Origin of the sequence: Burkholderia sp. Ac-20353, from assembly GCF_017104785.1 — a bacterium.
In the GTDB taxonomy this organism is placed as follows: domain Bacteria; phylum Pseudomonadota; class Gammaproteobacteria; order Burkholderiales; family Burkholderiaceae; genus Burkholderia.
The window spans coordinates 14,681-40,246 of record NZ_JAAGPL010000017.1 but is presented as its reverse complement, the minus strand read 5'-3'; the positions used below and the strand labels follow the sequence as shown (position 1 = coordinate 40,246).

The following is a 25,566-nucleotide window of genomic DNA, read 5'->3' as shown; positions in this document are numbered from 1 at the left end:
AAACCGGCTCACGCCGCGCGCGTGACGCGCGTCGGCAGGTGTTGCTCGATCGTCGTCGCGAGCGTGTCGAACGCCGGGCCGATGCCTTCGTGCGCAACGCACGCATAGCCGAGCAGCAGGCCCGGACGCGCGGTGGCCGGGCTGCTGTAGTAGCCCGTCAGCGGTCGCACGATCACGCCGGCGTCGAACGCACTCTGCGTGATCACGCGATCGTCGCAGGACTCGGGCAGGCCGAGCACGAGATGCAGGCCCGCTTCGTCGCCCATCACCGGCAGCGCGTCGCCGAAGCGCGCATGGATCGCGTCGATCAGCAGCTGCCGCCGCTCGCCGTACAGCGTGCGCATGCGCCGCACGTGCGAGGTCAGGTAGCCGTCCATGATGAATTCGGCGAGCACCGCCTGCTGCATCAGCTGGCCTTCTCGATACAGCTCCGACAAACCGGTGCGGAACGTGTCGACGAGATGCTCGGGCACGACCATGTAGCCCATCCGCAGGCCCGGGAACAGCATCTTGCCGAGGCTGCCGACGTAGATCACGCGCCCGCCTTCGTCGAGCCCCTGCAGCGACGCGAGCGGCCGGCTGCCGTAGCGGAACTCGCTGTCGTAGTCGTCCTCGATGATCCAGCAGCGATGCTGTCGCGCATATTCGAGCAGCATGCGGCGGCGCGCGAGGCTCATCACCATCCCGAGCGGATACTGGTGCGATGGCGTGACGAGCACGAGCCGCGGCGGATGCTGCAGGTCGCTCGCGCGCGGGTCGAGCCCTTCCTGGTCGACGGGCACCGGCGTGAGCGTCAGCCCGGCCGCCTGCAGCACGCTGCGCACGCCCCAGTAGCAGGGCTCTTCGACCCACGCGCGATCGCCGATGTCGGACAGCAGCCGCACCGCGAGATCGATCGACTGGTGGATGCCCGTCGTGATGATCACCTGGTCCGGCGAACACTTCACCGAGCGCGCGACACGCAGGTAATCGGCGAGCGCGCGCCGCAGCGGCCGGTAGCCGCCGCCCGGCGCATACGTCAGCAACTCCGGATTCGCCTCCTTCCATAGCCGCGCCTGCAGGCGGCTCCACGTGCGGCTCGGGAATTCCGACACGTCCGGCACGCCCGGCATGAACGCACCCCACTGGCGCCGCGACACGCCGGCGTGCTCGATCAACTGCCGGCCTCGCATCGACAGGCTGGCCTGCGCGTCGTCCTGCTGCTGTGCCGCATCGCCGGCGGAAGGGGGCGGCAGCGCGCCGCCCGGCGCCCGCATTGCCGCGGTGTCCGGGCGCGTATCGGCGACATAGGTGCCGCTGCCGGTGGTCGTCAGCACGTAGCCTTCGGCGGTGAGCTGGTCGTACACGTGCAGCACCGTATTGCGCGCGATCGACAGGTCGGTGGCGAGCGTTCGCGAGCTGGGAAGCTTGGTTCCTGGCCCCAATTCTCCGGTCAGGATCGCCTGCTGCATCTGCTGCAGCAGCTGGCGATACATCGGCTCGGACGAGCCGCGGTCGAGGCGGGCGGAGAGCCAGTCGGCAAGGATCACGGTATCCAAAGTGGTTCCACCGGGAATATTGAAATGGTTCCCTATTGTAGAACCGTGCGCGCCGTATAGTCGCCTACAACTCAATGAAACCTGTCACAACGCAGGGGACAGCCACGATGAAGACCGATGAAGTGATCGTCAGTTTCCGCGGTGTGCGGAAGACCTACGACGGCGAAACGCTCGTCGTGAAGTCGCTCGACCTCGACATCTACCGAGGAGAATTCCTGACGCTGCTCGGGCCGTCCGGCTCCGGCAAGACGACCTGCCTGATGATGCTGGCCGGCTTCGAGTTCCCGACGGGCGGCGAGATCCGGCTCGACGGCGAGCTGCTGAACCACGTGCCGCCGCACAAGCGCAACATCGGGATGGTGTTCCAGAACTATGCGCTATTCCCGCACCTGACCGTCGAGCAGAACGTCGCGTATCCGCTGACGGTGCGCAAGCTGCCGGCCGGCGAGCGCGCCGAGCGTGTTGCCCATGCGCTGAAGATGGTGCAGATGGAACGTTTCGCGAAGCGTTACCCGGCGCAACTGTCGGGCGGCCAGCAGCAGCGCATCGCGCTGGCGCGCGCACTCGTGTTCGAGCCGAAGCTCGTGCTGATGGACGAGCCGCTCGGCGCGCTCGACAAGCAGCTGCGCGAACACATGCAGTACGAACTGAAGGCGCTGCACGAGAAGCTCGGCGTGACCTTCGTCTACGTGACGCACGACCAGGGCGAGGCGCTGACGATGTCGGACCGCGTCGCCGTGTTCGACAAGGGCATCGTGCAGCAGCTCGACACCGTCGATCGCCTGTACGAATCGCCGTGCAACGAATTCGTCGCGAACTTCATCGGCGACAGCAACCGGCTGCGCGGCACCGTCGCGCACGTTGACGGCGAGTTCTGCGAATTCCGTCTCGACGACGGCACGAAGCTCGTCGGCCGCAACATCGGCAACGCGGCGGCGGGCGCACCCGCGGTCGCGTGCATCCGTCCCGAGCGGATGAGCCTCATGCAGCACAACGGCAACGGCCTCGCGAACGGCGCGGCTGCGAACCTGCTTGCCGGCGAGGCCCGCAGCCTGATCTATTTCGGCGATCACGTGCGCATGCGCTGCGCGCTGCCGGGGCAGGACGAATGCTTCGTCAAGGTGCCGCTCGGCACCGGCGCGCTCGATGCGTTTTCGCCCGGCGCGCCGGTCGGCCTCGCGTTCGCGCCGGAACATCTGCGCGTCTTCGCGTAATCGCCGCTTCACGCTTTTTCACAGCACGTCGTCCACAAGAACGGCTCACTTCCACCACGAGAGGAACCATCATGAATCGAGCAAGCTTCACGGCGCGCCGCACGGCGTTCGCATTGGCGCTGGCGGTGTTCGGCGCATCCGCGTCGGCGGCCGAGATCACCGTCGTCAACTTCGGCGGCGCGAACGGCGACGCGCAGAAGGTCGCGTTCAACCAGCCGTTCGAGAAGTCGACCGGCAACAAGGTCACCGCCGTCGAATACAACGGCGAGCAGGCGAAAGTGAAGGCGATGGTCGAGGCGAAGCACGTCAACTGGGACGTGGTCGAGGTCGAATCGGGCGACCTGAACCGCGGCTGCGACGAAGGGCTGTACGAGAAGCTCGACTGGGCGAAGATCGCGAAGAAGACCGACCTGATTCCGGAATCGCCGCAGACCTGCGGCGTCGGCTTCTTCGTGTGGTCGACGGCGCTCGCGTACAACGCGGACAAGCTGAAGGCCGCGCCGACGAGCTGGGCCGACTTCTGGGACGTGAAGAAATTCCCGGGCAAGCGCGGGATGCGCAAGGGCGCGCGCTACAACCTCGAGTTCGCGCTGATGGCCGACGGCGTCGCGCCGAAGGACGTCTACAAGGTGCTCGGCACGAAGGCCGGCCAGGACCGCGCGTTCAAGAAGCTCGACGAGCTGAAGCCGAACATCCAGTGGTGGGAGGCGGGCGCGCAGCCGCCGCAGTTCCTCGTCGCCGGCGACGTCGTGATGTCGACCGCGTACAACGGCCGCATCAGCGCCGCGCAGAAGGAAGGCAAGAACCTGAAGGTGGTCTGGAACGGCAGCATCTACGATCTCGACTTCTGGGCGATTCCGAAGGGCTCGCCGAACAAGGCGCTGGCCGAGCAGTACATCGCGTACACGCTGACGTCGAAGCCGCAGCAGGACTACGCGCACAACATCTCGTACGGCCCCGCGAGCGTCGCCGCAATCAAGGCGCTCGACGCGAAGACGCTCGCGAACCTGCCGAACTCGCCGGGCAACGGCAAGAACGCGGTGCTGCAGGACATCGGTTTCTGGACCGACCACAGCGACGAGCTCGAGCAGCGCTTCTCGGCATGGGCCTCGAAGTAAGCGCGTCGCAGTCCTGACGCAACCGGCCGCGCGACGCGAGCGCATCGCGGCGCTTCGCGCGGCACGCCGCCGGATTCCAGGTCCGGCCGGAGAGAACCGTTGAATACGATGACGATCGCTTCCACTTCGTCGACGCAGTCGACTGCCGCGCTGAAACGCGAACTGAAGACCGCCGAGTCCAAAAAGCGTGCGATGGCGCTGCTGCTGGTCGCGCCGCTCGCGGTCTTCCTGCTGCTGATCTTCGTCGTGCCGATCGGCGCGCTGCTGACGCGCGCGGTGCAGAATCCGGAGATCGCGACCGCGCTGCCGAAGACGGTCGCCGCGCTGTCCGGCTGGGACCGCAAGGCGCCACCCGCCGACGCCGCTTACGTGGCGCTTGCCGCCGACATGGCGAAGGTCGCGGACAGCGAGGCGATGGGCGCGCTCGCGCGGCGCCTCAACACCGAGATTCCCGGCTACCGCTCGCTCGTCGCGAAGACCGCGCGCGCGATGCCGCTCGCGGGCGACAACGGGCAGGCACTCACGCCCGCGCAGATTCGCGGCAAGCTCGTCGATCTCGATTCGCGCTGGGCGGAGCCGACATACTGGCAGGCGATCGCGAAGAATGGCAGCACGTACTCGCCGTTCTACCTGCTCGCGTCGCTCGATCACAAGCAGGACGGCTTCGGCCACGTCGTGCCCGCCGATCCGGACCAGTCGATCTACCTGGCGATCTTCGGCCGCACGCTGCTGATCGGCTTCGCGGTGACGCTGTTCGCGCTGCTGCTCGGCTATCCGCTCGCGTACTGGATCTCGACGCTGTCGGAGCGGCGCGCGAACCTCGTGATGATCCTCGTGCTGATTCCGTTCTGGACGTCGGTGCTGGTGCGCGTCGCCGCGTGGATCGTGCTGCTGCAGAGCGAAGGGCTCGTCAACAAGGCGCTGCTCGGCAGCGGGCTGATCTCGCAGCCGCTCGCACTGCTGTTCAACCGCGTCGGCGTATACATCTCGATGACGCACATCCTGCTGCCATTCATGATCCTGCCGCTGTACAGCGTGATGAAGGCGATCCCGCCGACCTACCAGCGCGCGGCGATCTCGCTCGGCAGCCATCCGTTCGCCGCGTTCTGGCGCGTGTACGTGCCGCAGACCTATCCGGGCGTCGGCGCGGGCGCGCTGCTCGTGTTCATCCTCGCGATCGGCTACTACATCACGCCGGCGCTGCTCGGCGGGCCGAACGACCAGATGGTCAGCTACTACGTCGCGTACTTCACGAACGTGACGATCAACTGGGGCATGGCGTGTGCGCTCGGCGGACTGCTGCTTGCCGCGACGCTCGTGCTGTACGCGGTGTATGGCCGCTTCACGCGCTCGAACGTGAGCCTCGGCTGAGCACGCGCAACCACGAACAAGGGAAGGGGATTCGATCATGAAACTGCTCGCCAGGCCGCTGTTCGCGCCGCACATGTCGTTCGCCGAACGCGCGTGGTACGTCGCGCTGCGCGCGCTCGTCGTGCTGACGCTGCTGTACCTGATCCTGCCGGTGCTGGCGATCGTGCCGCTGTCGTTTTCGTCGAGCACGTTTCTCGTCTATCCGATTCCGGGCTTCTCGATGCGCTGGTACGAGAACCTGATCGCGTCCGACGAGTGGCGGATGGCCGCGAAGAACAGCTTCATCGTCGCGCCGTCGGCGACCGTCGTCGCGACCGTGCTCGGCACGCTCGCCGCGATCGGTCTCACGAAAGCCGACTTCCGCGGCAAGGGGCTGCTGATGGCCGTGCTGCTGTCGCCGATGATCGTGCCGGTGGTCGTGGTCGGCGTCGGCATGTACCTGTTCTTCGCGCCGCTCGGGCTGGCGAACACCTACACGGGGCTGATCGCCGCGCATGCGGCGCTCGGCGTGCCGTTCGTCGTCACGACGGTCGCGGCGACGCTGCAGGGCTTCAACCACAACCTCGTGCGCGCGAGTCTTTCACTCGGCGCGAATCCGGTCACGACGTTCTTCCGCGTGACGCTGCCGGTGATCGCGCCGGGCGTGATGTCGGGCGCGCTGTTCGCGTTCGCGACGTCGTTCGACGAAGTGGTGGTCACGCTGTTCCTGGCCGGCGCCGACCAGACGACGCTGCCGCGCCAGATGTTTACCGGGATTCGCGAGAACATCAGCCCGACGATCGCCGCGCTCGCGACGATCCTGATCGTCTTCTCGACGAGCCTGCTGCTCGCGCTCGAATGGCTGCGCGGGCGCAATGCGGCGCGCGCGGTACGTTGACGACGACGTAGCGGGCGCTCGCGCGGCTTCGGTGTCGCTACGCGAGCGACGCACGCGTCATTCGCGATCCGTGGCGGATGGCCAGGCGGCCGGAACAGAGGCCAGGTAGCCGCGGCGCCACTCGCTCGGCGACATGTTCAGCCAACGATGGAACGCGCGCGAGAACGCGCTGATTTCCGAATAGCCGAGCAGGAAAGCCAGCTCGGAAATCTGGATTGCCGGATCGCGCAGATAGTCGATCGCCATCTGACGGCGCACGCCGAGCAGCACCTCCTGGTAATTGCAGCCTTCGATGCGCAGCCGCCGCTGCAGCGTCCAGCTCGGAAGATTGAGCGCTTGCGCGATGTCGTCGAGCGTCGGTTCGCCGTCCGCGAGGCGCTGGCGGATCGCGGCCTGCGTGCGTTCGACGAGCGACTCGGCCTGCCGGCCGGGCAGGCCCAGTTGCGCGAGATTGTGTCGCACGAGTGCGAGCAGATGCTCGTCGGCGCCCGGCATCGGTCGCGCGAGATCGGCGCTGCGCAGCACCAGCGCGTTGCAGGGTTGCGTGAACGCGGCAGGCGCGCCGAAGCAGCGCTCATGATCGCGCCAGGATTCCGGGCGGTCGTGCTCGAAGTGCACGCATTCGGGTGACCAGTGCTGGCCGAGCGCATGCCGCAGGATATTGAAGAACATGCCGAGCGACAGCTCGGCATCCTGCCGGCGCATGACGATCTTCTGCTCGCGGATCTGGTACTCGACGCGGCTCAGGTCGCCGTGCGCGACGACCCGCAGCAACGAATTCTGCTGATGATGGTGGAACAGCGCGCTGATATTGCGCAGCGCATCGCCGACCGTCGGCGACGACAGCGCGACATAGCCAAGCAGCCCGAGATGCGTCGGCTCGAACTGCTGACCGTATCGGAGACCGAAATTGCCGTCGCCGGTTTCTGAGGCGGCCTGCTCCAGGATCCGGCAGTACAGCCCGAGCGTGAGGCATGCCGACGGTTGTCCGAGGGCGACGCCGTCCGCTCCCGAGATGCCGAGCACGCGGTCGGGATCGCCGCCTTCGCATTCGATGAAGCGCACGAGGCCCGTGGCCGCAGCGGACAGGATGCCGGCATCGGCCGCCGCGGACGGGCGCAATGAAGCAGACGGGCGGACGAACGTAGAACGCATGCTTCCTTCCAGTCCAGGTCGGGCGTCGAGACGTGACGCATCCTATCCCGACAATTTCCGGTCATCAACCCATCCTCCTGAGGTAGTTCGCGCCCAGTTCCGCGGTCGCTGCAACCCAGCCGTCGCCGAGGCTGCGGGCCAGGTCGGTTTCGTGATGCGAACCCATCCATGCGAGCAGTTGCAGGCGACGTTGCATCAGGAACGTCGGGAATTCGTCGCGTTCGGCGTCCGACAGCGATCCGGCTTCGCAATAACCTTCCGCCCACGCGTCCATCAGCCGCTCGATGCCGGGGCGGTGTTCGATGAAGCTGAGGGTCGACGCCATGTCGTGCAGAAACCAGCCGATTCCGCAGTCGTCGAAATCGATCACGTGGGTATCGTCGCCATCCACCAGCAGATTCGCGATCCGCATGTCCGCGTGAATCAGCCCGAAGCGATCGGGTGTCCTGCCGAAGGCGTCGAGACGTTCTCGCAGTAGCGTCTCGGTTCGTGCAAGCACCGCGCGACGCACGCTGGTGAGCCCGGGCGCATCCTGCCAACGGCCCCAGTGCGCGTGCGGCCCGATCGTGCCGGCATCGTCCCAGACGATCCGTTCGAAATAGGCGGGGCGCGACCATGCCTTCGATTGCGCGTGCATCCGCGCGCTCAGCTGGCCGAGGTAGCGTTGCGACGCGTCGAGGTGGTGTTCGTCGGGGAAGTCGCCGTCGATCCAGCGGAACACCGCGAGCGCGCGTGTGCCGACCGTTGCGTGCGTGACCTCCTGAAGCAGCGAACCGTCCAGCGCGGGCACCGCCTGCGGCGTTCCGATGCCGGCCTCGTTGAGCGCCCGCATCCAGTCGAGTTCGGTCTGGATGGCGTTGCGCGTCTGATAGTTCGGCCGATGAATGCGCATCACCGTGCGCGTGAGCGTGCGCGGGTCGGAAATCTTGAACACCGTGTTCTCGGAGTGGCTGAGCAGATCGATGCGCGCGTCGCTTTCGATTCCGTAGCGGGGAAGCGCCAGACGGGCCAGGTCGGACAGTTGGCGGATGAACTGCCGGTAATCGGGATCGGTACGAGCGGTCATGTCGGACTCCGGGTGGAAGAGGCGTCCATCTTCACGCGGGCTCCCCGCAAACCGTTTGACCGCAACACGCAATGCGTTGACCGGACGCGGCAACGCCGCTCAGGGTGAACCCGCGGTATCGCGCCGCAGCCGCCCGTGAGACGGCGGGATCGGGGTTGACCCTTGCCGTCACGGCCGATCAAGCAACTGTATCGGCGTGTCAAACCGAATCCCGATGCACGGCCGCAAGATGACACAACGTTCAAGGAGGAGTCTGCCGTGTTGAGTCCAATGCGTGGAAAGGTCGTGATCGTGACCGGCGCAAGCCGGGGAATCGGCAAGGGGATTGCCGACGTATTTGCCCGCAGCGGCGCGCGTGTTGCCGTCGTCGCTCGCTCGCCGGACGCCGCCCGGGCCTGTGCGGACGGACTCGTCGCCGCCGGCGGCGATGCCGCGCCGTTCGTCGCCGACGTCGGCGATCGTGCGTCGCTGGACGAGATGGCGCGCGGTGTTGTCGAGCAGTACGGCGGCATCGACGTGCTGTGCGCGAACGCCGGCGTGTTTCCGAGTGCGGCGCTGGAAGACATCGACGCGCACGCATGGGATCACGTGCTCAACGTCAACGCGCGCGGCTCGCTGTTCGCCGTGCAGGCGTGCCTGCCGTGGCTGAGGCGCGCCGAAGCGGGGCGCGTGATCCTGACCTCGTCGATCACCGGCCCTGTCACGGGCTACCCGGGCTGGGCCCACTATGCGGCCAGCAAGGCCGCGCAGCTCGGCTTCATGCGCTCGGCCGCGCTCGAGCTCGCGCGCGACGGCATCACGATCAATGCAGTGCTGCCGGGCAACGTGATGACCGAGGGGCTGAGAGAGATGGGCCCCGGGTATCTCGAGCAGATGACCCGGTCGATTCCGCTCAAGCGTCTCGGTACCGTCCACGACATCGGCTGGGCCGCGCTCTTCCTCGCGTCGCGCGAGGCGTCCTTCATCACCGGGCAGACGCTCGTCGTCGACGGTGGGCAGACGCTGCCGGAGAGCATCGACGCACTGTAGGCCCGCCACCACTCATCCACCTGCGCGCAGGCGGCCCGCCCGCGCGCCCCTTCGGGGAGACGACGATGCATCTACCTGTCGATTCGATGCCGGCCGACGCCGAGCACGACGTATCGAAGTACGGCTACGTGCAGGAACTCGAGCGCACGATGAACGTGTGGCAGTTGACCGCGTTCGGGCTGAACTACATGGTGCCGATCGCGCCGGCGATCATCTTCGGCATCCTGCTGAAGCTGTCCGGCGGCACGGTCGCGCTGCCTTACCTGCTGGCTGGCATCGCGATGCTGTTCACCGCGTTCAGCTACGCAGTGATGGTGCGCAATTTCCCGCTGGCGGGGTCCGTCTACAGCTACGTCGGGCGCGGCTGGAACCCGTATCTCGGGTTCCTGGCAGGCTGGGTGCTGACGCTCGACTACATCCTCATTCCGACGGTCACTGCGTCGAGCTCCGCGTATTTCGCGCAGCAGTATCTTCCGCACGTGCCGTACTGGATGCTGCTCGGCGTGTTCTCGGTCGGAACCGGGATGATCAACCTGTTCGGAGTGCAGCTGATGTCCCGCCTCGGTTTGTGGCTGCTGGCGCTCGGCGAATTCGTGGTGTGGCTGTCGATCCTGGTATGGGGGCGCGCAGTGCTCGTGCATCACGTCGGCACCGGTACGCTGCTGAGCACGTCGCCGTTCCAGTTCGACAGCATGTCGAGCCTCGCGGCGGCGACGTCGCTCGCGATCTTCAGCTTCCTCGGCTTCGACGCGATCACGACGCTCGCCGAGGAAACCCGGCGGCCGAAGCGCGACATTCCGCGCGCGATCTACTGGTGCATCGGCATCGGCACGCTGACGATGTTCGCATGCGGCTACGTGGCGATGCTGGTGATTCCCGACTGGCGGCAGCACATCGGCAACGAAACCTGGGTCAACACGACACTGTTCCAGGTGTCACGCATGACCGGCGGAGAAGGGTTCGGCCTGTTCTTCACGGCTGGCTACCTGACCGAGCTCGGCGTGTTCAACATTGTCGCGACGGCGGCCGGCGCGCGGCTGCTGTTCGGCATGGGCCGCGACACGCTGCTGCCGAAGGCGATCTTCGCGAAGGTCAACCGGCGCTGGCGCACGCCGCACTGGAGCATCCTGCTCATCTGCGCGATCGAATTCATCCTCGGCAACCTCGCGAACATGGACACGCTGTCCAATCTCGTCAACTACGGGGCGATGTTCGCGTTCGCGGCGCTGAACCTCGCGGTGATCTGGCTGTACTACGTGCGGCGCGACGGCGAGCTGACGAGCGCGATCGGCACGCTCGTGCGCGCGAAGCCGGCCGGCGCACAGCACGTGCGCTATCTGCTGATGCCGCTCGTCGGCTTCGTGGTGATCGTCTACGTGTGGATCAACATGGATTCGCTCGCGCAAATCATCGGCACCACGTGGCTCGTCGCCGGCATCGGCTACCTGCTGATCAAGACGCGCGGCTTCCGCCAGCTTCCGCCGAGCCTCGATCTGTAGGCGATGCGGCACCCATCCGTTTGAATTAATTCAGGAGAACGATCGTGTATGCAGACAACATGCTCGCGCTGAACGCCTTCGATCCCGCGTCGCGACGCGGGATCGATCCGACGGTGCACGGGCTGATCGAGCGGCGCAGCAAGGTGTTCGGCAGCGCCGTGCCGCTCTTCTACGAGGAGCCGGTCCACATCGTGCGCGCGAACGGCGTGTGGCTGTACGATCACGAAGGCCGCGAGTACCTTGACGCTTACAACAACGTGCCGTCGGTCGGCCACTGCCATCCGCACGTCGTCGACGCGATCGCGCGACAGGCGGCGTGCCTGAATACCCACACGCGCTACCTGTCGGAAGTCGTGTATGCGTATGCCGAGCGCCTGCTCGGCACGTTTCCCGAGCCGTTGTCGCAGGTCCTGTTCACGAGCAGCGGCACCGAGAGTGTCGATCTCGCGATGCGCATCGCCCGCTATCACACGGGAGGTACGGGCTTCATCGTCACGCGCTTCGCGTATCACGGCCATTCGACCGCGGTTGCCGAGATCACGCCGGCTTTCGGTCCCGGCGTGCCGCTGGGCGAGCACGTGCGCACCGTGCCGGCGCCGGACGGTTACCGCGGCGCGCCGGACGTTGCCGCGGCTTTCGCGTCGCACGTCGAGCAGGCGATCGCCGACATGGCCCGCCACGGCATCCGCTTCGCCGGCATGATCGCGGATTCGGTCTTTTCCAGCGACGGCCTGTTTCCCGACCCGCCGGGCTTCCTGCAGGCGGCCGTCGACGTCGTGACGCGCGCGGGCGGCGTGTACATCGCCGACGAGGTTCAGCCGGGCTTTGGCCGCACCGGCGCGGGCATGTGGGGATTCGGCCGTCACGGCATCACCCCCGACCTCGTCGTGATGGGCAAGCCGATGGGCAACGGCATGCCGATCGCCGCCGTCGTCGCGCGGCCGGACGTGCTGGCGTCGTTCGCGTCGCGCTCGGGCTACTTCAACACGTTCGGCGGCAATACGGTGTGCTGCGCGGCTGCCGCCGCCGTTCTCGACGTGATCGAGAACGAGCGGCTGATCGAACGCGCGGCCCGGGTCGGCCGGTATCTGAAGGAGGGCTTCGAGCGCCTGAAGGGCGCGTACCGCTCGATCGGCGACGTGCGCGGTGCGGGCCTGTATGTCGCCGTCGAATGCGTCGATCCGCAACGGGGCGGCGCGCCCGACGCGGCCGAGGCGCTGCGGATCGTGAACGGCCTGCGCAGGCGCCGCATTCTGATCAGCACGTGCGGTGCGTCGGGCAACGTGCTGAAGATCCGCCCGCCGCTGCCGTTCTCCGCCGAGCACTGCGATCTGCTGCTGCTCGCGACCGAAGCCTTGCTGGCCGATCGTTGAACCTGCACGGCCATTCGCTGACAACCACACGGAGACACCCGCATGTCCACACTTGACCCGCATCACGCGCATCCCGACACGCTGCCGGCGCGACTTGCCGCAACCGCGAACGTCGCGGGCATGGACGCGTATCGCGCGCTCGCGGCCGAAGCCGAGCGCGATTACGAGGGATTCTGGGCGCGCCGCGCCCGTGCGATGCTCGATTGGCACAAGCCGTTTACGCGCACGCTGGACGATTCGGATGCGCCGTTCTATCGCTGGTTCGACGACGGCGAACTGAACGCGTCGCACAACTGTCTCGACCGGCACGTCGCACGCGTCCAAGGCGAGCGCGCCGCGATCGTGTTCGAGTCCGACGACGGGGCCGTCACGACCGTCAGCTATGCGAACCTGCTCGCCCGCGTGTGCAGGCTCGCGAATGCGCTGAAGGCCGACGGTGTGCGCAAGGGCGACCGCGTGGTGATCTATCTGCCGATGTCGATCGAGGCGATCGTCGCGATTCACGCATGCACGCGGATCGGTGCGATCCATTCGGTCGTGTTCGGCGGCTTCTCGGCGAAATCGCTGAACGAGCGGATTGCCGATCTCGGCGCGGTCGTGCTGATCACGGCCGACGAGCAGATGCGCGGCGGCAAGGCGCTGCCGCTCAAGCAGATCGTGGACGACGCGCTGGCGCTCGGCCAGTGCGACGCGATACGGCGCGTGATCGTGTACCGGCGCACCGGCGCCGCGATCGCGTGGCATCCGCCGCGCGACGTCTGGCTGCACGACGCGATCGCCGACCAGCCGCCGCATTGCGAGCCGGAGTGGGTCGACGCCGAGCATCCGCTGTTCGTGCTCTACACGTCGGGCTCGACCGGCAAGCCGAAAGGGGTGCAGCATGCGACCGGCGGCTACCTGATGTGGGCCGCGCAGACGATGTACTGGACCTTCGACCTGAAGCCGGACGATATCGTCTGGTGCACCGCCGACATCGGCTGGATCACCGGCCACACCTACATCGCGTACGGACCGCTGCTGTGCGGCGCGACGCAGGTCGTGTACGAGGGCGTGCCGCTGTATCCCGATCCGGGGCGTTTCTGGCGGATGATCGAGCGCCACCGGGTGTCGATCTTCTACACCGCGCCGACCGCGATCCGCGCGCTGATCAAGGGCGCACACGAAAATCCCGCGACCCATCCGGCGCAGTTCGACCTGCGCAGCCTGCGCGTGATCGGCACGGCCGGCGAACCGATCAATCCGCACGTATGGAAGTGGTATGACGAAGCGGTCGGCGGCGGTCGCTGTGCTGTCGTCGATACATGGTGGCAAACCGAAACCGGCGGCCAGCTGATCGCGCCGCTGCCGGGCGCGACGCCGCTCGTCGCGGGATCGTGCACGCTGCCGCTGCCGGGCATCCACGCGGCGATCGTGGACGAGGCCGGGCGCGAGGTGCCGAACGGGCAGGGCGGCTCGCTCGTCGTCACGCGCCCGTGGCCGTCGATGCTGCGTACCGTGTGGGGCGACCGCGAGCGCTTTCGCCGCACCTATTTTCCGGCCGAGCTTGGCGGCGCGCTGTATCTCGCCGGGGACGGCGCGGTTCGCGATGCCGATACTGGCTACTTCACGATCACGGGCCGGATCGATGACGTGCTCAACGTGTCGGGCCACCGCCTCGGCACGATGACGATCGAGTCGGCGCTGGTCGCGCATCCGGACGTCGCCGAGGCCGCCGTGGTGGGCCGTGTCGACGAGCTGACCGGCGAGGCGATCGTCGCATTCGTCGTGACCAAGTCCGGCCGGCCGCACGGGGAAGTCGCGGCGGCGCTCGCGCACGCGCTGCGCGCATGGGTTGCAAGCGAGATTGGCCCGATCGCGAAGCCGCGCGAGATCCGCTTCGGCGACAACCTGCCGAAGACGCGCTCCGGCAAGATCATGAGGCGCCTGCTGCGCGCGCTAGCGAACGACGAACCGATCACGCAGGATACGTCGACGCTGGAAAATCCCGCGATCCTGACGCAGCTCGGCGCCGTGGCCTGAGCGGGACGCACGGCGACACGCAAGCTTTCGTTTTTCTGACTGATGAGGCGGCGGCCTGCACGTTCGATGCGGCTCTGCAACAATGGCGGACGCGGCGGCGTGCGCCCCGGTTGTACGTCTCGAGACGCACGCCGCCCGCGCCGGTCAACCCAAGACGCCGCGACCCCGCGCGTCGCTCGTCAGCCGAGTCCCGTCTTGTCCGAATTCGCACCTAGCGCCGGCGCCATGGAGCCGGCCGTCAACTGGCGCGCGATGGCCGCCGTGCTGCTTGGCGTCGCGCTCGCGACGCTCGACACGGCGATCGCGAACACCGCGCTGCCCGCGATCGCCGCCGACCTGCATGCGTCGCCCGCCGCGTCCGTGTGGATCATCAACGCATACCAGCTCGCGATGGTCGCGACGCTGCTGCCGTTCGCGTCGCTCGGCGACATCGTCGGCCACAAGCGCGTGTACGTCGCGGGCCTCGCGGTGTTCACGCTGGCGTCGCTCGGCTGCTCGCGCGCGTCCACGCTGCCGCTCCTCACCGCCGCCCGGGTCGTGCAGGGCTTTGGCGCGAGCGCGGTCATGAGCGTCAACGTCGCGCTGATCCGCAACCTGTTTCCCGCGCATCGACTCGGGCGCGGCGTCGGATTCAACTCGCTCGTCGTCGGCGTGTCGTTCGCGGTGGGGCCGACGATCGCATCGCTGATCCTGTCGGTGGCCACGTGGCCGTGGCTGTTTGCGGTGAACGTGCCGCTCGGCGTATGCGCGCTCGCGGTCGCGATCCCGTCGCTGCCGCCGACGGCACGCGGCCGCCATGCGTTCGATCCGTTCGCCGCGCTGTTCAACGTGGTCACGTTCGCGGCACTGATCTTCGCGCTCGGCGAATTCGCGCAGCGTGCGCCGCTGCACGTCGTGCTCGCGGCGGCCGCCGTCGCGCTCGGGTTCGGCTGGCTGCTGGTCCGCCGCCAGGCCGGGCACCCGGCACCGATGCTGCCGGTCGACCTGTTCAGGCGGCCCGTGTTCGCGCTGTCCGCGCTGACCGCCGGTTGCGCGTTTGCCGCGCAGGGGCTTGCGTTCGTGTCGCTGCCGTTCTATTTCGAAACTGTCCAGCATCGCAGCGTGGTCGAAACGGGATTCCTGATGACACCGTGGTCGGTGATCGTCGCGCTTGCGGCGCCGATCGCGGGACGGCTGTCGGATCGTTACCCGCCGGGACTGCTCGGCGCGATCGGGCTCGCGTTGCTGAGCGCGGGCATGGTGTCGCTCGCCGCGCTGCCGGCGGCGCCAAACGTGTTCGACATCGGCTGGCGGATGATGCTGTGCGGCGCGGGTTTCGGCTTCTTCCAGTCGCCCAACCTGAAGGCGCTGATGACGAGCGCGCCGCCCGAGCGCAGCGGCGGCGCGAGCGGGATCGTCGCGACCGCACGGCTGATCGGGCAGGCGACAGGCGCGGCGCTGGTCGCGCTGTCGTTCGGGATCGCCGGGCGCCACGGGCCGACGCTGGCGCTGATGCTTGGCGCGGGTTTCGCGGGGGCCGCGAGTATCGCAAGCGGGCTGCGGCTGTTCGCGCCGTCGCACCGGGCCGGCGTGCCGGCCATGTCGGAATGCGAGGCGGATTGCGTGACGAAGTAGTGCGACTGTGCGGGCGCGACACTGAACTGCAAACCTGATTCGTGACGACTTATGAACCTACGTAGCGTTGATCTGAACCTGCTCGTCGTGCTCGATGCATTGCTGACCGAAAAGCATGTGACGCGTGCCGCGGCGAAGGTCGGGTTGAGTCAGTCCGCGATGAGCAGCGCGCTGCGGCGTTTGCGCGTGCTGATGCGTGACGAGCTGTTGATACGCAACGCATCGGGTATGGAGCCGACACCGCGCGCGCTGGAACTGGAAGAGCCGCTGAGACAGCTGCTTCGCCAGGCGGAGCGGCTCGTCAAGTCCAGCAGTTCGTTCGATCCGGCGACGACGACGCAGCACTATCGGCTCAGAATGTCGGACGTGCTCGAGTATCTGTTGATGCCGGCGTTGCTGGAGCAACTCGAACAGGAAGCGCCCGGCGTGACGCTCGACGTGGTGCATGTACCGCCGCGTCAGACCGTGATCGCGCTCGATGCCGACGATATCGACGTCGCGGTGAGCATGGATCTTGAGCATACGAGCGCGGTGCGATCGACGCCGTTGTTCGACGACCGCATGGTGTGTGTGCTGGCGCAAGGCCACCCGCATGCCGCCGACGAGATGACGATGGAATTGTTTCTCGCGTTGCCGCATCTCAAGGTGTCGATGAGTTCGACCGATGGCCGTTACGTCGACGCGATGCTGGCCGACATGCAGCGGGTGCGGAACGTGGCGCTGAATGTCCCGCACTGGCTGGTTGTCCCGCACCTGCTGCGTCGTTCGTCGATGATTGCGGTGATGTCTGCACGCATGGCCCGATGCTTCGCGGAAGACGGATTGGTGCTCAAGGAGCTCCCGTTTTCGTCGACGGGCTTTCATTGGTCGATGTACTGGCATCGGCGCCACGATAGCGCGCCGGCGCAAGCGTGGCTGAGGGAGAAAATTCGCACAGCGGTCCGCCGGCTCGCGTAACACGCCGGCCGGTTCCATCGTTCATCGCGACGGCAGGCGACGGAAATTCAACGAATGGTGCGTCACACGTGCCGCCAGCGCGGCAGTTGTCGAAGGCAACTGACCATCGTGCCCATCAGCGCAAACGCACTGCCGACCCACAACGCGACGACCGGGCCATGGGCGCCGCAGACGTTGAAGCACAGCGCGACCAGCGCGGCGCCCAGCGTCTGTCCGAGCAGGCGTGCCGTGGCGACGACGCCGCTGGCGCCGCCGCTGCGTTCGGGCGGTGCGCTTCCCATCAGCGCCTTGAGATTGGGTGCCTGAAAAAAGCCGAATCCGGCGCCGCACACCACCATTCGCCACGCAATGTCGATCGTCGCGGGCGTCGGCGGCAGCGTGGCCAACGATGCCATGCCAACGCACAACGTGAAGAGGCCGATGGTGCCGAGCGTGCCCGCGGAGTATCGATCGGCCAGACGTCCGGCAACGGGCGCCATGATCGCCACGACGGCCGGCCAGGGCGTCATGAGGAAGCCTGTCGCAACCTGGCTGTTTCCGAGGCCGACTTGCAGGAAAAACGGCAGCGACACGAACGCGAGGCCTTGCGTCGCAAACGAGCAAACCGACGTGGCGGCGGACAGCACGAAGACAGGGCGCCGGAACAGATCGGCCGCCAGCATCGGAGCGGGGTGATGCGCGTGACGTCGAAGCAGCGCGTAGCCGCACATGGCCGCGACGGTCCATTCGACCGCGACGGGTATCGAAATGCCGTGATGAGAGGCCGTGTCCAGCCCGAGTATCAGCAGTGCGAAGAAGCCCGCGCATAGCAGCGCGGCGATCACGTCAAAGCGATGCCGCGCGCGGTCGGTTATCGGCAACGTGCGGACCGCCAAAGCGATGGCCAGCACACCGACAGGGACATTGATCAGAAACAGCGCGTGCCACGACGCAATGGACAGGATCGCCGATGCGACGGTCGGCCCCACGGTGAAAGAGACGGCGACGACGAGCGCGTTCAATCCGACGCCGCGCCCAAGCAACCTCGCGGGATAGGAGAAGCGGATGAGCGCGGTATTCACGCTCATGATGGCGGCGGCGCCGACGCCCTGGAACGCGCGCGCGGTTGCGAGCGTGGGAAGGGACCACGCGACGCCGCACGCGAGCGAGCTCGCGGTGAACAGCACAAGCCCCGCGATATAGACGCGCCGGTGCCCGACTATCTCGCCAAGGGATGCAAACGGAAGCAGCGTTGCGACCATTGCAAGCTGATACGCATTGACCACCCATATCACCGACGAAGGATCGGAGTCGATGCTGGTGGCGATGGTCGGGAGCGCGGTATTGGTAATGGCCGTATCTAGGCTGGCCATCGCTACCGCGAGTGAAATGGCGAGCAGCGCCGCCACCCGTTGTCGTGTTGGTAAGCCATCCTGAAGAGAGGCACTGAGGGGCTGCAGATCGGTAGTGGACATCGCGGGCCATCGCAGGTTTGGTGAACGCACACTTTCGCACCTGCGTGAAAATGAATCCAATGGATGTTTGTGATGTCTGTATTCACTCGGTGGATAATGGTGGGCGATGCGCGCCGACTGGCCGGTGCGCGGCATCCAGCCCGCCGCGCACCGGCCGTCATGCATCGCTCAGAAGCCGCCCGAGCGGATCAGCTGGTTGAGGTTCGCGATGTTCAGGCTGCCGAAGCCGGTCGTGTAGTCCCAGCCCCGGCCGGCCGTATAGCCGTAGCCCTGGTAGCCGTTGTTGCCCGACACGACGTCATAGCGGACGAGCGCCGGGTTCACCGGAATCGCGCGGTACAGGTTGCCGGCGGGGAAGCCGAGGCCCGTGCCGTTGGCCGCGAGGAGCCGCGCCCAGAAGCCCGAGAAGATCGGCGCGGCGAGGCTCGTGCCGCCGATCTGCTGCAGCTGGCCGTAGTTGTAGATATACGCGCCGGTGCTCTGCGCGGCATCGAACGACACGTCCGGCAACTGCCGGTTGCTGCCCGACTGCCACGACGGCGCTGGCAGGATCGTGCTGATGCCGCCGCCCGTCGCCCAAAGCTTGCCATTGCTGTCGAGACCTTCGTTCCACACCGTCTCGTTCGAGAACGCGCCCGCGGACGTCGTATAGAGCGTCGTGCCGCCGATCGCGAGCACGTGCGGCGACGATGCCGGCCACGACACCGTGTAGTTCGCGCCGTCCGGATAGCCGCGGTTGTTGCATTCGTACACGCCTTCGTCGCCGGACGACACCGAGAACGTCTGGCCTTGTGCGGCCGCCGTCGTGAAGATCTGCTCCTCGGCGTCGAGCGTGCCGTCGGCGGATGCGTCGGTCTCGCACCAGCCGAGCGACACGTTGATCACTTTCGCGACGTTGTCCGACACCGCGCGGTTGAACGCCTGTGTGAGCCCCGTGTTGCCGGCCGCGTTCAGGTCCGCCATGTAGAACACGAGCTTGCCGACCTGTCCGCCCGCCGCGCCGACGATCGACTGGCTGTCGAGATCCCATTCGCCCTGGCCTTCCTGGTCGTCGGTGTAGTTGCCGCCGGTGCCGTTGGTCTTGACCGTCTGCGTCGACACCGCACCGTAGCCGTTGCTCGACGTGAAGGTCTTCAGGTCCTGCAGCGTCTGCGCGACGCCGCCGATCGTCATGATGCCGACCGTCACGCCGGCCGCGGTCGGCACGCCGGTTGCGTTGTAGAGGCCCGGGAATTCCTTTGGATAGTGGCCGGTCGCGGTGCCCGCCGCGAGCGCTCGCGGTTTCGCGACGTTGCCGACACGCAGCAGCGGCCGGGCGCGCGCGACGTCCTGCAGCCCGAGCACCGAGCCGACGACGTCGCCGAGCGCGCGCGGCACCTGTGCGGTCGCGGCATTCGCGAAGCCCGAGCGGCCCGCGTACTCGAAGTGCACGAGCGGCGTGTTGAACGCGGTCTTGATCGTGCCGGCCGTGCCACGCGCGGACACGAGCAGCCGGTTCGGCGCGACGTCGATGTTGATGAAACCGCTCTTGCGCAGATAGTCGACGACCGCTTTCACCTGCGCGTCGTTCGGCGCGTAGTCGGCGAGGAACTGCTCGCGCGTCAGGAACTTGTGGTACCGCGCGTTGCCGGGACGGTTCACGTCGCGGGCAAGCTGCTTGAGCTGCGCAGCGTTGCGCAGCTTCAGGCTGACGACAATGTCGGTCGTCTCGCCTGCTGCGAGCTCGAGCGACGGCGCCGCGCTGCGCGCCATCAGTTGCGGGCCGGTCAGAAAGGCCTTCGTGTGGGTGTCCACCCAGTCCGTCGCGGCGTGCGCCGTGCCGGCGGCAAGCACGAGCGGCCACGCACAGGCGAGGCGGCGGGGTGACGGGAGGGGAAGGGCAAACCAGGCGTTCCGTTTCATCGGGAGTCCTTTTGAGGAGAGACGACGTGGTTGGAACCCCGGCCCTTGTGGGGCCGCGAGCGCAGACGAGCGTAGGGATGCCGGCACGTTTCAGGTAGCTGCCAGTTTCCATAGCTGTCAGTTCTGACAAGGGCGCGGCCCCCGATGCGGCGCAAGCCGCGCCGGTGCGGGCGACGAACGGAACCGGTTCGCGCGGCGTCGGTTGCAGCACTGCGATGCGCATCTGCCGCCGTGGCATGCGCAGCGTCTGTCGTTGCACGGGAACCGTCGTGGTGTCGGCGTGTGTAGTGCGGCGCGTGCGCAAGCGTCTGGCGGCTGTCGCGGCGTGCGGGATCGCACTATGTGGTCAACCTGGCGCGGGCAGTGTGCCGATCGGGCTGCGCGTCGACGCAGGCGGATGAAAAAAGGGGCGGTTGCCACCGGGTTGTTCCGAACTGTGGAACACAGTCTTTCGGGTGGCTTTCGGCGAACGCGGGCGGCCCGCGAATTAGAGTAAACGCTCGACTGACTGCGCAGTCGAAAAAAAAGCCCGGTACGAGACCGGGCTTCCAAATCGGCCGCAGCCGCCGAAGCGGTGCGGCACCTGCAAAAGCGGAGCGCTTACGCTGCGAGCAGCGAGCGCAGCACGAACGGCAGGATACCACCATGCTTGTAGTAATCGACTTCGATCGGCGTATCGATGCGCAGCAGCACCTGCACGCGCTTCGTTTCGCCGTCCTTGCCGTTGATCACGAGCGTGACGTCCTGCTGCGGCTTGAAGTCGTCGCCGAGGCCTTCGATGTCGAACGTTTCGTCGCCGGTGATGCCGAGCGACTGGATGCTGTCCGCGCCCTTGAACTGCAGCGGCAGCACGCCCATGCCGACCAGGTTCGAACGGTGGATCCGCTCGAAGCTGCGTGCGATCACGGCCTTCACGCCGAGCAGTTGCGTGCCCTTCGCGGCCCAGTCGCGCGACGAGCCCGTGCCGTACTCTTCGCCTGCGAACACGACGGTCGGCGTGTCGGCGTCGATGTACTTCATCGCCGCGTCGTAGATCGACAGCTGTTCGCCGCTCGGCTGGTGGATCGTCAGGCCGCCTTCGACGCGCGTGCCGTCTGCCTTCGCCGGGATCATCAGGTTCTTGATCCGGACGTTCGCGAACGTGCCGCGCATCATCACGTCATGGTTGCCGCGGCGCGAGCCGTAGCTGTTGAAGTCGGCCTTCTGCACGCCGTTCTCCTTCAGCCACTTGCCTGCCGGCGAGTCTTCCTTGATCGAGCCTGCCGGGCTGATGTGGTCGGTCGTGACCGAGTCGCCGAAGATGCCGAGCGCGCGCGCGCCCTTGACCGTGACGATCTCGTCGGTCGGTTCCATCGAGAAGTCCTTGCCGAAGAACGGCGGCTCCGCGATGTACGTCGACGTCGGCCAGTCATAGACCTGACCCGTCTCGCCCTCGATCTTGCTCCAGAGGTCGCCCTTCTTGGTCAGCTTCGCGTAGTTGTCCTCGAACTTCTTCGGATCGAGCGCGTACTTGAGCAGCGCGTGGATTTCGTCGCTCGTCGGCCAGATGTCGCCGAGGTAGATGTCCTTGCCGCCCTTGCCCTGGCCGACCGGCTCGGTCATCAGGTCGCGCGTGATGTTGCCGGCGATCGCGTACGCGACGACGAGCGGCGGCGACGCCAGGAAGTTCGCGCGGATGTTCGGGTGGATACGCGCTTCGAAGTTACGGTTGCCCGACAGCACGGCGGCCGCGACGATGTCGTTCTTCGTGATCGCTTCGTTCAGTTCCGGCGTCAGGTCGCCCGCGTTGCCGATACAGGTCGTGCAGCCGTACGCGGCGACTTCGAAGCCGAGCTTCGCGAGGTAGGGCAGCAGGCCCGTCTTCGTCAGGTACTCGGTGACGATGCGCGATCCCGGGGCGAGCGACGTCTTGATGTGCGGCGCGACGGTCAGGCCGGCTTCGACGGCCTTCTTCGCGAGCAGGCCGGCAGCCAGCAGCACGCTCGGGTTCGACGTGTTCGTGCACGACGTGATCGCGGCGATCAGCACGTCGCCGTTCTTCACGTTGACGCCGTTGCTCGTCGTGTACTCGGCGCCGAGGTCTTCCGTCTTCTTCGCGAAGCCGTTTTCCGCGACCGGCTTCGAGAACAGGTCGGTGAACGTCGACTTGACGTGGCCGATCTCGATGCGGTCCTGCGGACGCTTCGGGCCTGCCAGCGACGGCGCGACCGTGGCGAGATCCAGCGTCAGCGTCTTCGAGTAGTCGATGTCGCCGGCCTTCGGAATGCCGAACAGGTCCTGCGCCTTGAAGTAGTTTTCGAACGCGGCGATTTCCGCCTTCGTGCGGCCCGTGCCCTTGAAGTAGTCGATCGTCTTCTCGTCGACCGGGAAGAAGCCCATCGTCGCGCCGTATTCCGGCGCCATGTTCGCGATCGTCGCGCGGTCCGGCAGCGCGAGCGACTTCGTGCCTTCACCGAAGAACTCGACGAACTTGCCGACGACCTTTTCCTTGCGCAGCATTTCGGTGATGGTCAGCACCAGGTCGGTGGCCGTCACGCCTTCGCGCAGCTGACCCTTCAGCTCGACGCCGACGACGTCCGGCGTCAGGAAGTACACGGGCTGGCCCAGCATGCCGGCTTCCGCCTCGATGCCACCCACGCCCCAGCCGACCACGCCGATGCCATTGATCATCGTCGTGTGGCTGTCCGTGCCGACGAGGGTGTCCGGGTAGAAGACGGTGCCGTCCGCATCCTTCTTCTTGTGGACGCCGCGCGCGAGGTACTCGAGGTTCACCTGGTGGACGATGCCGATGCCCGGCGGCACGACCTTGAACGTGTCGAACGCCTGCATGCCCCACTTCATGAACTGGTAGCGCTCGTTGTTGCGCTGGAATTCCAGCTTCATGTTCAGGTCGAGCGCGTCCTTCTGCGCGAAGTAGTCGATCTGGACCGAGTGGTCGACGACGAGATCGACCGGGACCAGCGGCTCGATCTTCTTCGGGTTCTTGCCCGCGCGCTTCGCGACGCCGCGCATGGCCGCGATGTCGGCGAGCAGCGGCACGCCCGTGAAGTCCTGCAGCACGACGCGCGACACGACGAACGGGATTTCGTCGACACGCTTCGCGGTCGGCTGCCAGTTCGCGAGCTGCTCGATGTGTTCCTCGGTGATCTTCTTGCCGTCGTAGTTGCGCAGCACGGACTCGAGCACGATACGGATCGACACCGGCAGGCGTTCGATCTTCGTCTTCAGTTCCTTGCCGAGTTGCGGCAGCGAGTAGAACTTGCCTTTGCCGGAACCGCTGTCGAATTCCTTGAGGGTCTTGTGGAGATTGTGGGCCATGGTGATTTTCCTGGGTTCAAGTCTAGGAAACAAAGAGTCCTGTATCTGACGGCTATATCACATACAAGTCGACGTACTCATTGACCGGCATCGCTTCGAGCTCTGCCTGGTCCAGCGACACGTCGAGAATCGCTTGTTGCTGCTTTGCCGGGAAGCGGCGGGCGAGGTTGGTCCTGAATTTCTCGATCAGCAGCGGGATGCCGTCAGTGCGGCGTCGCTTGTGGCCGATCGGATACTCGACCACCACTTCGGCAAGCGTCGATCCGTCCGCGAACTCGATTGTCAGCGCATTCGCAATCGATCGCTTGTCCGGATCGTGGTAATCCTTCGTGAACTGCGGGTCCTCGACGCACACCGTCTTCGCGCGCAGCGCGTCGATGCGCGGGTCCGCGGCGACCGCGTCCTCGTAGTCGGCCGCCGTCAGCCGGCCGAACAGCAGCGGCACCGCGACCATGTACTGGATGCAGTGGTCGCGATCGGCCGGGTTCGCGAGCGGCCCCTGCTTGTCGATGATCCGGATCGCCGCCGCGTGCGTGCGGATCGTGATCCGGCTGATGTCGTCGGTCGATTTCCCCGCCGCGGCGAGCTGCGCGTGCAGCTGCATCGCGGCCTCGGCCGCGGTCTGCGCGTGGAATTCCGCGGGGAACGCGATCTTGAACAGCACGTTCTCCATCACGTAGGTGCCGTACGGGCGCTGGAAGCGGAACGGCTGCCCTTTGAACAGCACATCGTAGAAACCCCAGGTCGGCGCGCTCAGCGCCGACGGGTAGCCCATTTCGCCCGTCTTTGCGATCAGCGCGACGCGCACCGCGCGCGACGTCGCGTCGCCGGCCGCCCACGACTTGCGCGAACCTGTGTTCGGCGCGTGGCGGTAGGTGCGCAGCGCATGGCCGTCGACGAACGCGTTCGATACCGCGTTGATCAGCTCGTCGCGCGTGAGGTCGAGCAACTGGCCGACGACGGCGGTCGACGCGACCTTGACGAGCAGCACATGGTCGAGCCCGACCTGGTTGAATGAATTCTCGAGCGCGATGCAGCCCTGGATCTCGTGGGCCTTGATCATCGCGGTCAGTACGTCGCGCATCGCGAGCGGCGTCTTGCCGGCGGCGACGGCGGTGCGCGACAGCCAGTCGGCCGTCGCCAGGATCCCGCCCAGGTTGTCGGACGGGTGGCCCCATTCGGCGGCGAGCCAGGTGTCGTTGAAGTCCAGCCAGCGGATCATCGCGCCGATGTCGAACGCGGCCTGGACCGGGTCGAGCTGGAACGACGTGCCGGGCACCTTCGCGCCGTTCGGCACGATCGTGCCCGGCACGACCGGGCCCAGGAGCTTGGTGCAGGCCGGATAGGACAGTGCCTCGAGCCCGCAGCCGAGCGTATCGATCAGGCAATGACGCGCGGTCTCCAGCGCGAGCGCGCTGTCGATCCCCGTATTCAGCACGTAGTCGACGATATCGACGAGTACCGGATCCGGGGCAGGGCGGACGTTGGAGATCGGCGCGGACATCGAGGTGCCTGCGTGAGCGGGCTTAGTTGTTCTTCAGCTCGTTCGACTGCGTCGGCGCCGGCGTGCCTTGCGCCATTTCCGGCGTCACGCACTCGTCCGCGAGGCGCTCGCCGCCGTTCGCGTCGCTGAACAGCATCGCCTTGCTCGGGATCACGATCAGCTTGAAGCCGGCTGCCGGATCGTAGAACGTGTCGGCGCCCGTCGTCGTTGCCTGGCGCGGCAGCTTGTAGTTCTTCTTCGCCCAGTGAACCGTGACGACCTGGTCGCGCTTCATGTCACCGGCGAGGTCGAACGACAGGCCGTCCTTGCACGCCCACTTGACGGCGCCGTCCGGCACCGGATCAACCTTGGCTGCGGCGCGTGCCTGCGCCTTCTTGCTGCGCGGGATGATGCGCTTGGCCGGCGCCGGGCGCTTCGCCGCTGCCTTCTTCGCGGTCGTGCCCGCTTCCTGGGCGAACGCGCTCGGAGCCGACAGCAGCATCGTGGCGGACAAGGCGCCGATGGCGGTAGCGATCAGGAGTTTCTTCATGGAGTCAGAACCTTTCGAAAATCAGTTAG

At 66.7% G+C, this 25,566-nt stretch carries 18 protein-coding genes; 10 read left to right on the top strand and 8 right to left on the bottom strand.

Going from position 1 to position 25,566, the window contains the following annotated elements; all coding sequences use genetic code 11:
• Window positions 1-8 precede the first annotated feature (8 nt).
• The gene (locus tag G3N94_RS08625) at window positions 9-1,538 is read right to left on the bottom strand and encodes a PLP-dependent aminotransferase family protein (protein ID WP_205791951.1); all 1,530 of its coding nucleotides are present in this window, start codon (window positions 1,536-1,538) and stop codon (window positions 9-11) included.
• A gap of 107 nt (window positions 1,539-1,645) precedes the next feature.
• On the opposite strand from G3N94_RS08625, the gene G3N94_RS08620 reads away from it, so the two are divergent.
• The 4 genes from G3N94_RS08620 (at window position 1,646) to G3N94_RS08605 (ending at window position 6,118) form a co-directional block, all read left to right on the top strand.
• Complete coding sequence (locus G3N94_RS08620; protein WP_205791950.1) at window positions 1,646-2,752, top strand: ABC transporter ATP-binding protein; 1,107 nt, start codon at window positions 1,646-1,648, stop codon at window positions 2,750-2,752.
• Window positions 2,753-2,823: 71 nt separating this feature from the next.
• Window positions 2,824-3,870, top strand: a complete 1,047-nt coding sequence (locus G3N94_RS08615; RefSeq protein WP_205791949.1) for an ABC transporter substrate-binding protein — start codon at window positions 2,824-2,826, stop codon at window positions 3,868-3,870.
• A 99-nt stretch (window positions 3,871-3,969) separates the two neighbouring features.
• Window positions 3,970-5,241: an ABC transporter permease gene (locus G3N94_RS08610; RefSeq protein WP_205791948.1), complete on the top strand. Its 1,272-nt coding sequence runs from the start codon at window positions 3,970-3,972 to the stop codon at window positions 5,239-5,241.
• A 37-nt stretch (window positions 5,242-5,278) separates the two neighbouring features.
• Window positions 5,279-6,118: an ABC transporter permease gene (locus tag G3N94_RS08605; RefSeq protein WP_205791947.1), complete on the top strand. Its 840-nt coding sequence runs from the start codon at window positions 5,279-5,281 to the stop codon at window positions 6,116-6,118.
• A 57-nt stretch (window positions 6,119-6,175) separates the two neighbouring features.
• Here G3N94_RS08605 and G3N94_RS08600 read toward each other — a convergent pair whose 3' ends face one another.
• Together G3N94_RS08600 and G3N94_RS08595 are read right to left on the bottom strand one after the other, a co-directional pair.
• Window positions 6,176-7,273 carry an AraC family transcriptional regulator gene (locus tag G3N94_RS08600; RefSeq protein ID WP_205791945.1) on the bottom strand — a complete coding sequence of 366 codons (1,098 nt, stop codon included), beginning with the start codon at window positions 7,271-7,273 and terminating at the stop codon, window positions 6,176-6,178.
• A 64-nt stretch (window positions 7,274-7,337) separates the two neighbouring features.
• The gene (locus tag G3N94_RS08595) at window positions 7,338-8,339 is read right to left on the bottom strand and encodes a phosphotransferase (RefSeq protein ID WP_205791943.1); all 1,002 of its coding nucleotides are present in this window, start codon (window positions 8,337-8,339) and stop codon (window positions 7,338-7,340) included.
• A 258-nt stretch (window positions 8,340-8,597) separates the two neighbouring features.
• Between G3N94_RS08595 and fabG the strand changes: the two genes are divergently transcribed.
• The 6 genes from fabG (at window position 8,598) to G3N94_RS08565 (ending at window position 16,830) form a co-directional block, all read left to right on the top strand.
• Window positions 8,598-9,368, top strand: coding sequence for a 3-oxoacyl-ACP reductase FabG (gene fabG / locus G3N94_RS08590; RefSeq protein ID WP_346778670.1), 771 nt, complete (start codon window positions 8,598-8,600; stop codon window positions 9,366-9,368).
• Between the two features lie 65 nt (window positions 9,369-9,433).
• Window positions 9,434-10,867: an APC family permease gene (locus G3N94_RS08585; RefSeq protein WP_205791941.1), complete on the top strand. Its 1,434-nt coding sequence runs from the start codon at window positions 9,434-9,436 to the stop codon at window positions 10,865-10,867.
• A 44-nt stretch (window positions 10,868-10,911) separates the two neighbouring features.
• A complete protein-coding gene (locus tag G3N94_RS08580) occupies window positions 10,912-12,240 on the top strand; it encodes an aspartate aminotransferase family protein (protein ID WP_346778669.1) in 1,329 nt (442 codons plus the stop codon).
• A gap of 42 nt (window positions 12,241-12,282) precedes the next feature.
• Complete coding sequence (gene acs / locus G3N94_RS08575) at window positions 12,283-14,259, top strand: acetate--CoA ligase (RefSeq protein ID WP_205791939.1); 1,977 nt, start codon at window positions 12,283-12,285, stop codon at window positions 14,257-14,259.
• A 195-nt stretch (window positions 14,260-14,454) separates the two neighbouring features.
• Complete coding sequence (locus tag G3N94_RS08570; protein ID WP_205791937.1) at window positions 14,455-15,873, top strand: MFS transporter; 1,419 nt, start codon at window positions 14,455-14,457, stop codon at window positions 15,871-15,873.
• 51 nt (window positions 15,874-15,924) lie between these two features.
• Window positions 15,925-16,830 (top strand): LysR family transcriptional regulator, encoded by a 906-nt coding sequence (locus tag G3N94_RS08565; protein WP_205791935.1) that lies wholly within the window; start codon window positions 15,925-15,927, stop codon window positions 16,828-16,830.
• A gap of 62 nt (window positions 16,831-16,892) precedes the next feature.
• Here G3N94_RS08565 and G3N94_RS08560 read toward each other — a convergent pair whose 3' ends face one another.
• From G3N94_RS08560 to G3N94_RS08540, 5 genes are all read right to left on the bottom strand, one after another.
• Window positions 16,893-18,284 (bottom strand): MFS transporter, encoded by a 1,392-nt coding sequence (locus G3N94_RS08560; protein WP_205792020.1) that lies wholly within the window; start codon window positions 18,282-18,284, stop codon window positions 16,893-16,895.
• A 168-nt stretch (window positions 18,285-18,452) separates the two neighbouring features.
• On the bottom strand, window positions 18,453-20,186 hold the full coding sequence (locus G3N94_RS08555; protein WP_205791933.1) for a S53 family peptidase: 1,734 nt from the start codon (window positions 20,184-20,186) through the stop codon (window positions 18,453-18,455).
• 600 nt (window positions 20,187-20,786) lie between these two features.
• The gene (gene acnA, locus G3N94_RS08550) at window positions 20,787-23,504 is read right to left on the bottom strand and encodes an aconitate hydratase AcnA (RefSeq protein WP_205791931.1); all 2,718 of its coding nucleotides are present in this window, start codon (window positions 23,502-23,504) and stop codon (window positions 20,787-20,789) included.
• Between the two features lie 52 nt (window positions 23,505-23,556).
• Window positions 23,557-25,008 carry a bifunctional 2-methylcitrate dehydratase/aconitate hydratase gene (locus G3N94_RS08545; RefSeq protein WP_205791929.1) on the bottom strand — a complete coding sequence of 484 codons (1,452 nt, stop codon included), beginning with the start codon at window positions 25,006-25,008 and terminating at the stop codon, window positions 23,557-23,559.
• Between the two features lie 22 nt (window positions 25,009-25,030).
• Complete coding sequence (locus tag G3N94_RS08540) at window positions 25,031-25,537, bottom strand: hypothetical protein (RefSeq protein WP_205791927.1); 507 nt, start codon at window positions 25,535-25,537, stop codon at window positions 25,031-25,033.
• Window positions 25,538-25,566 lie beyond the last annotated feature (29 nt).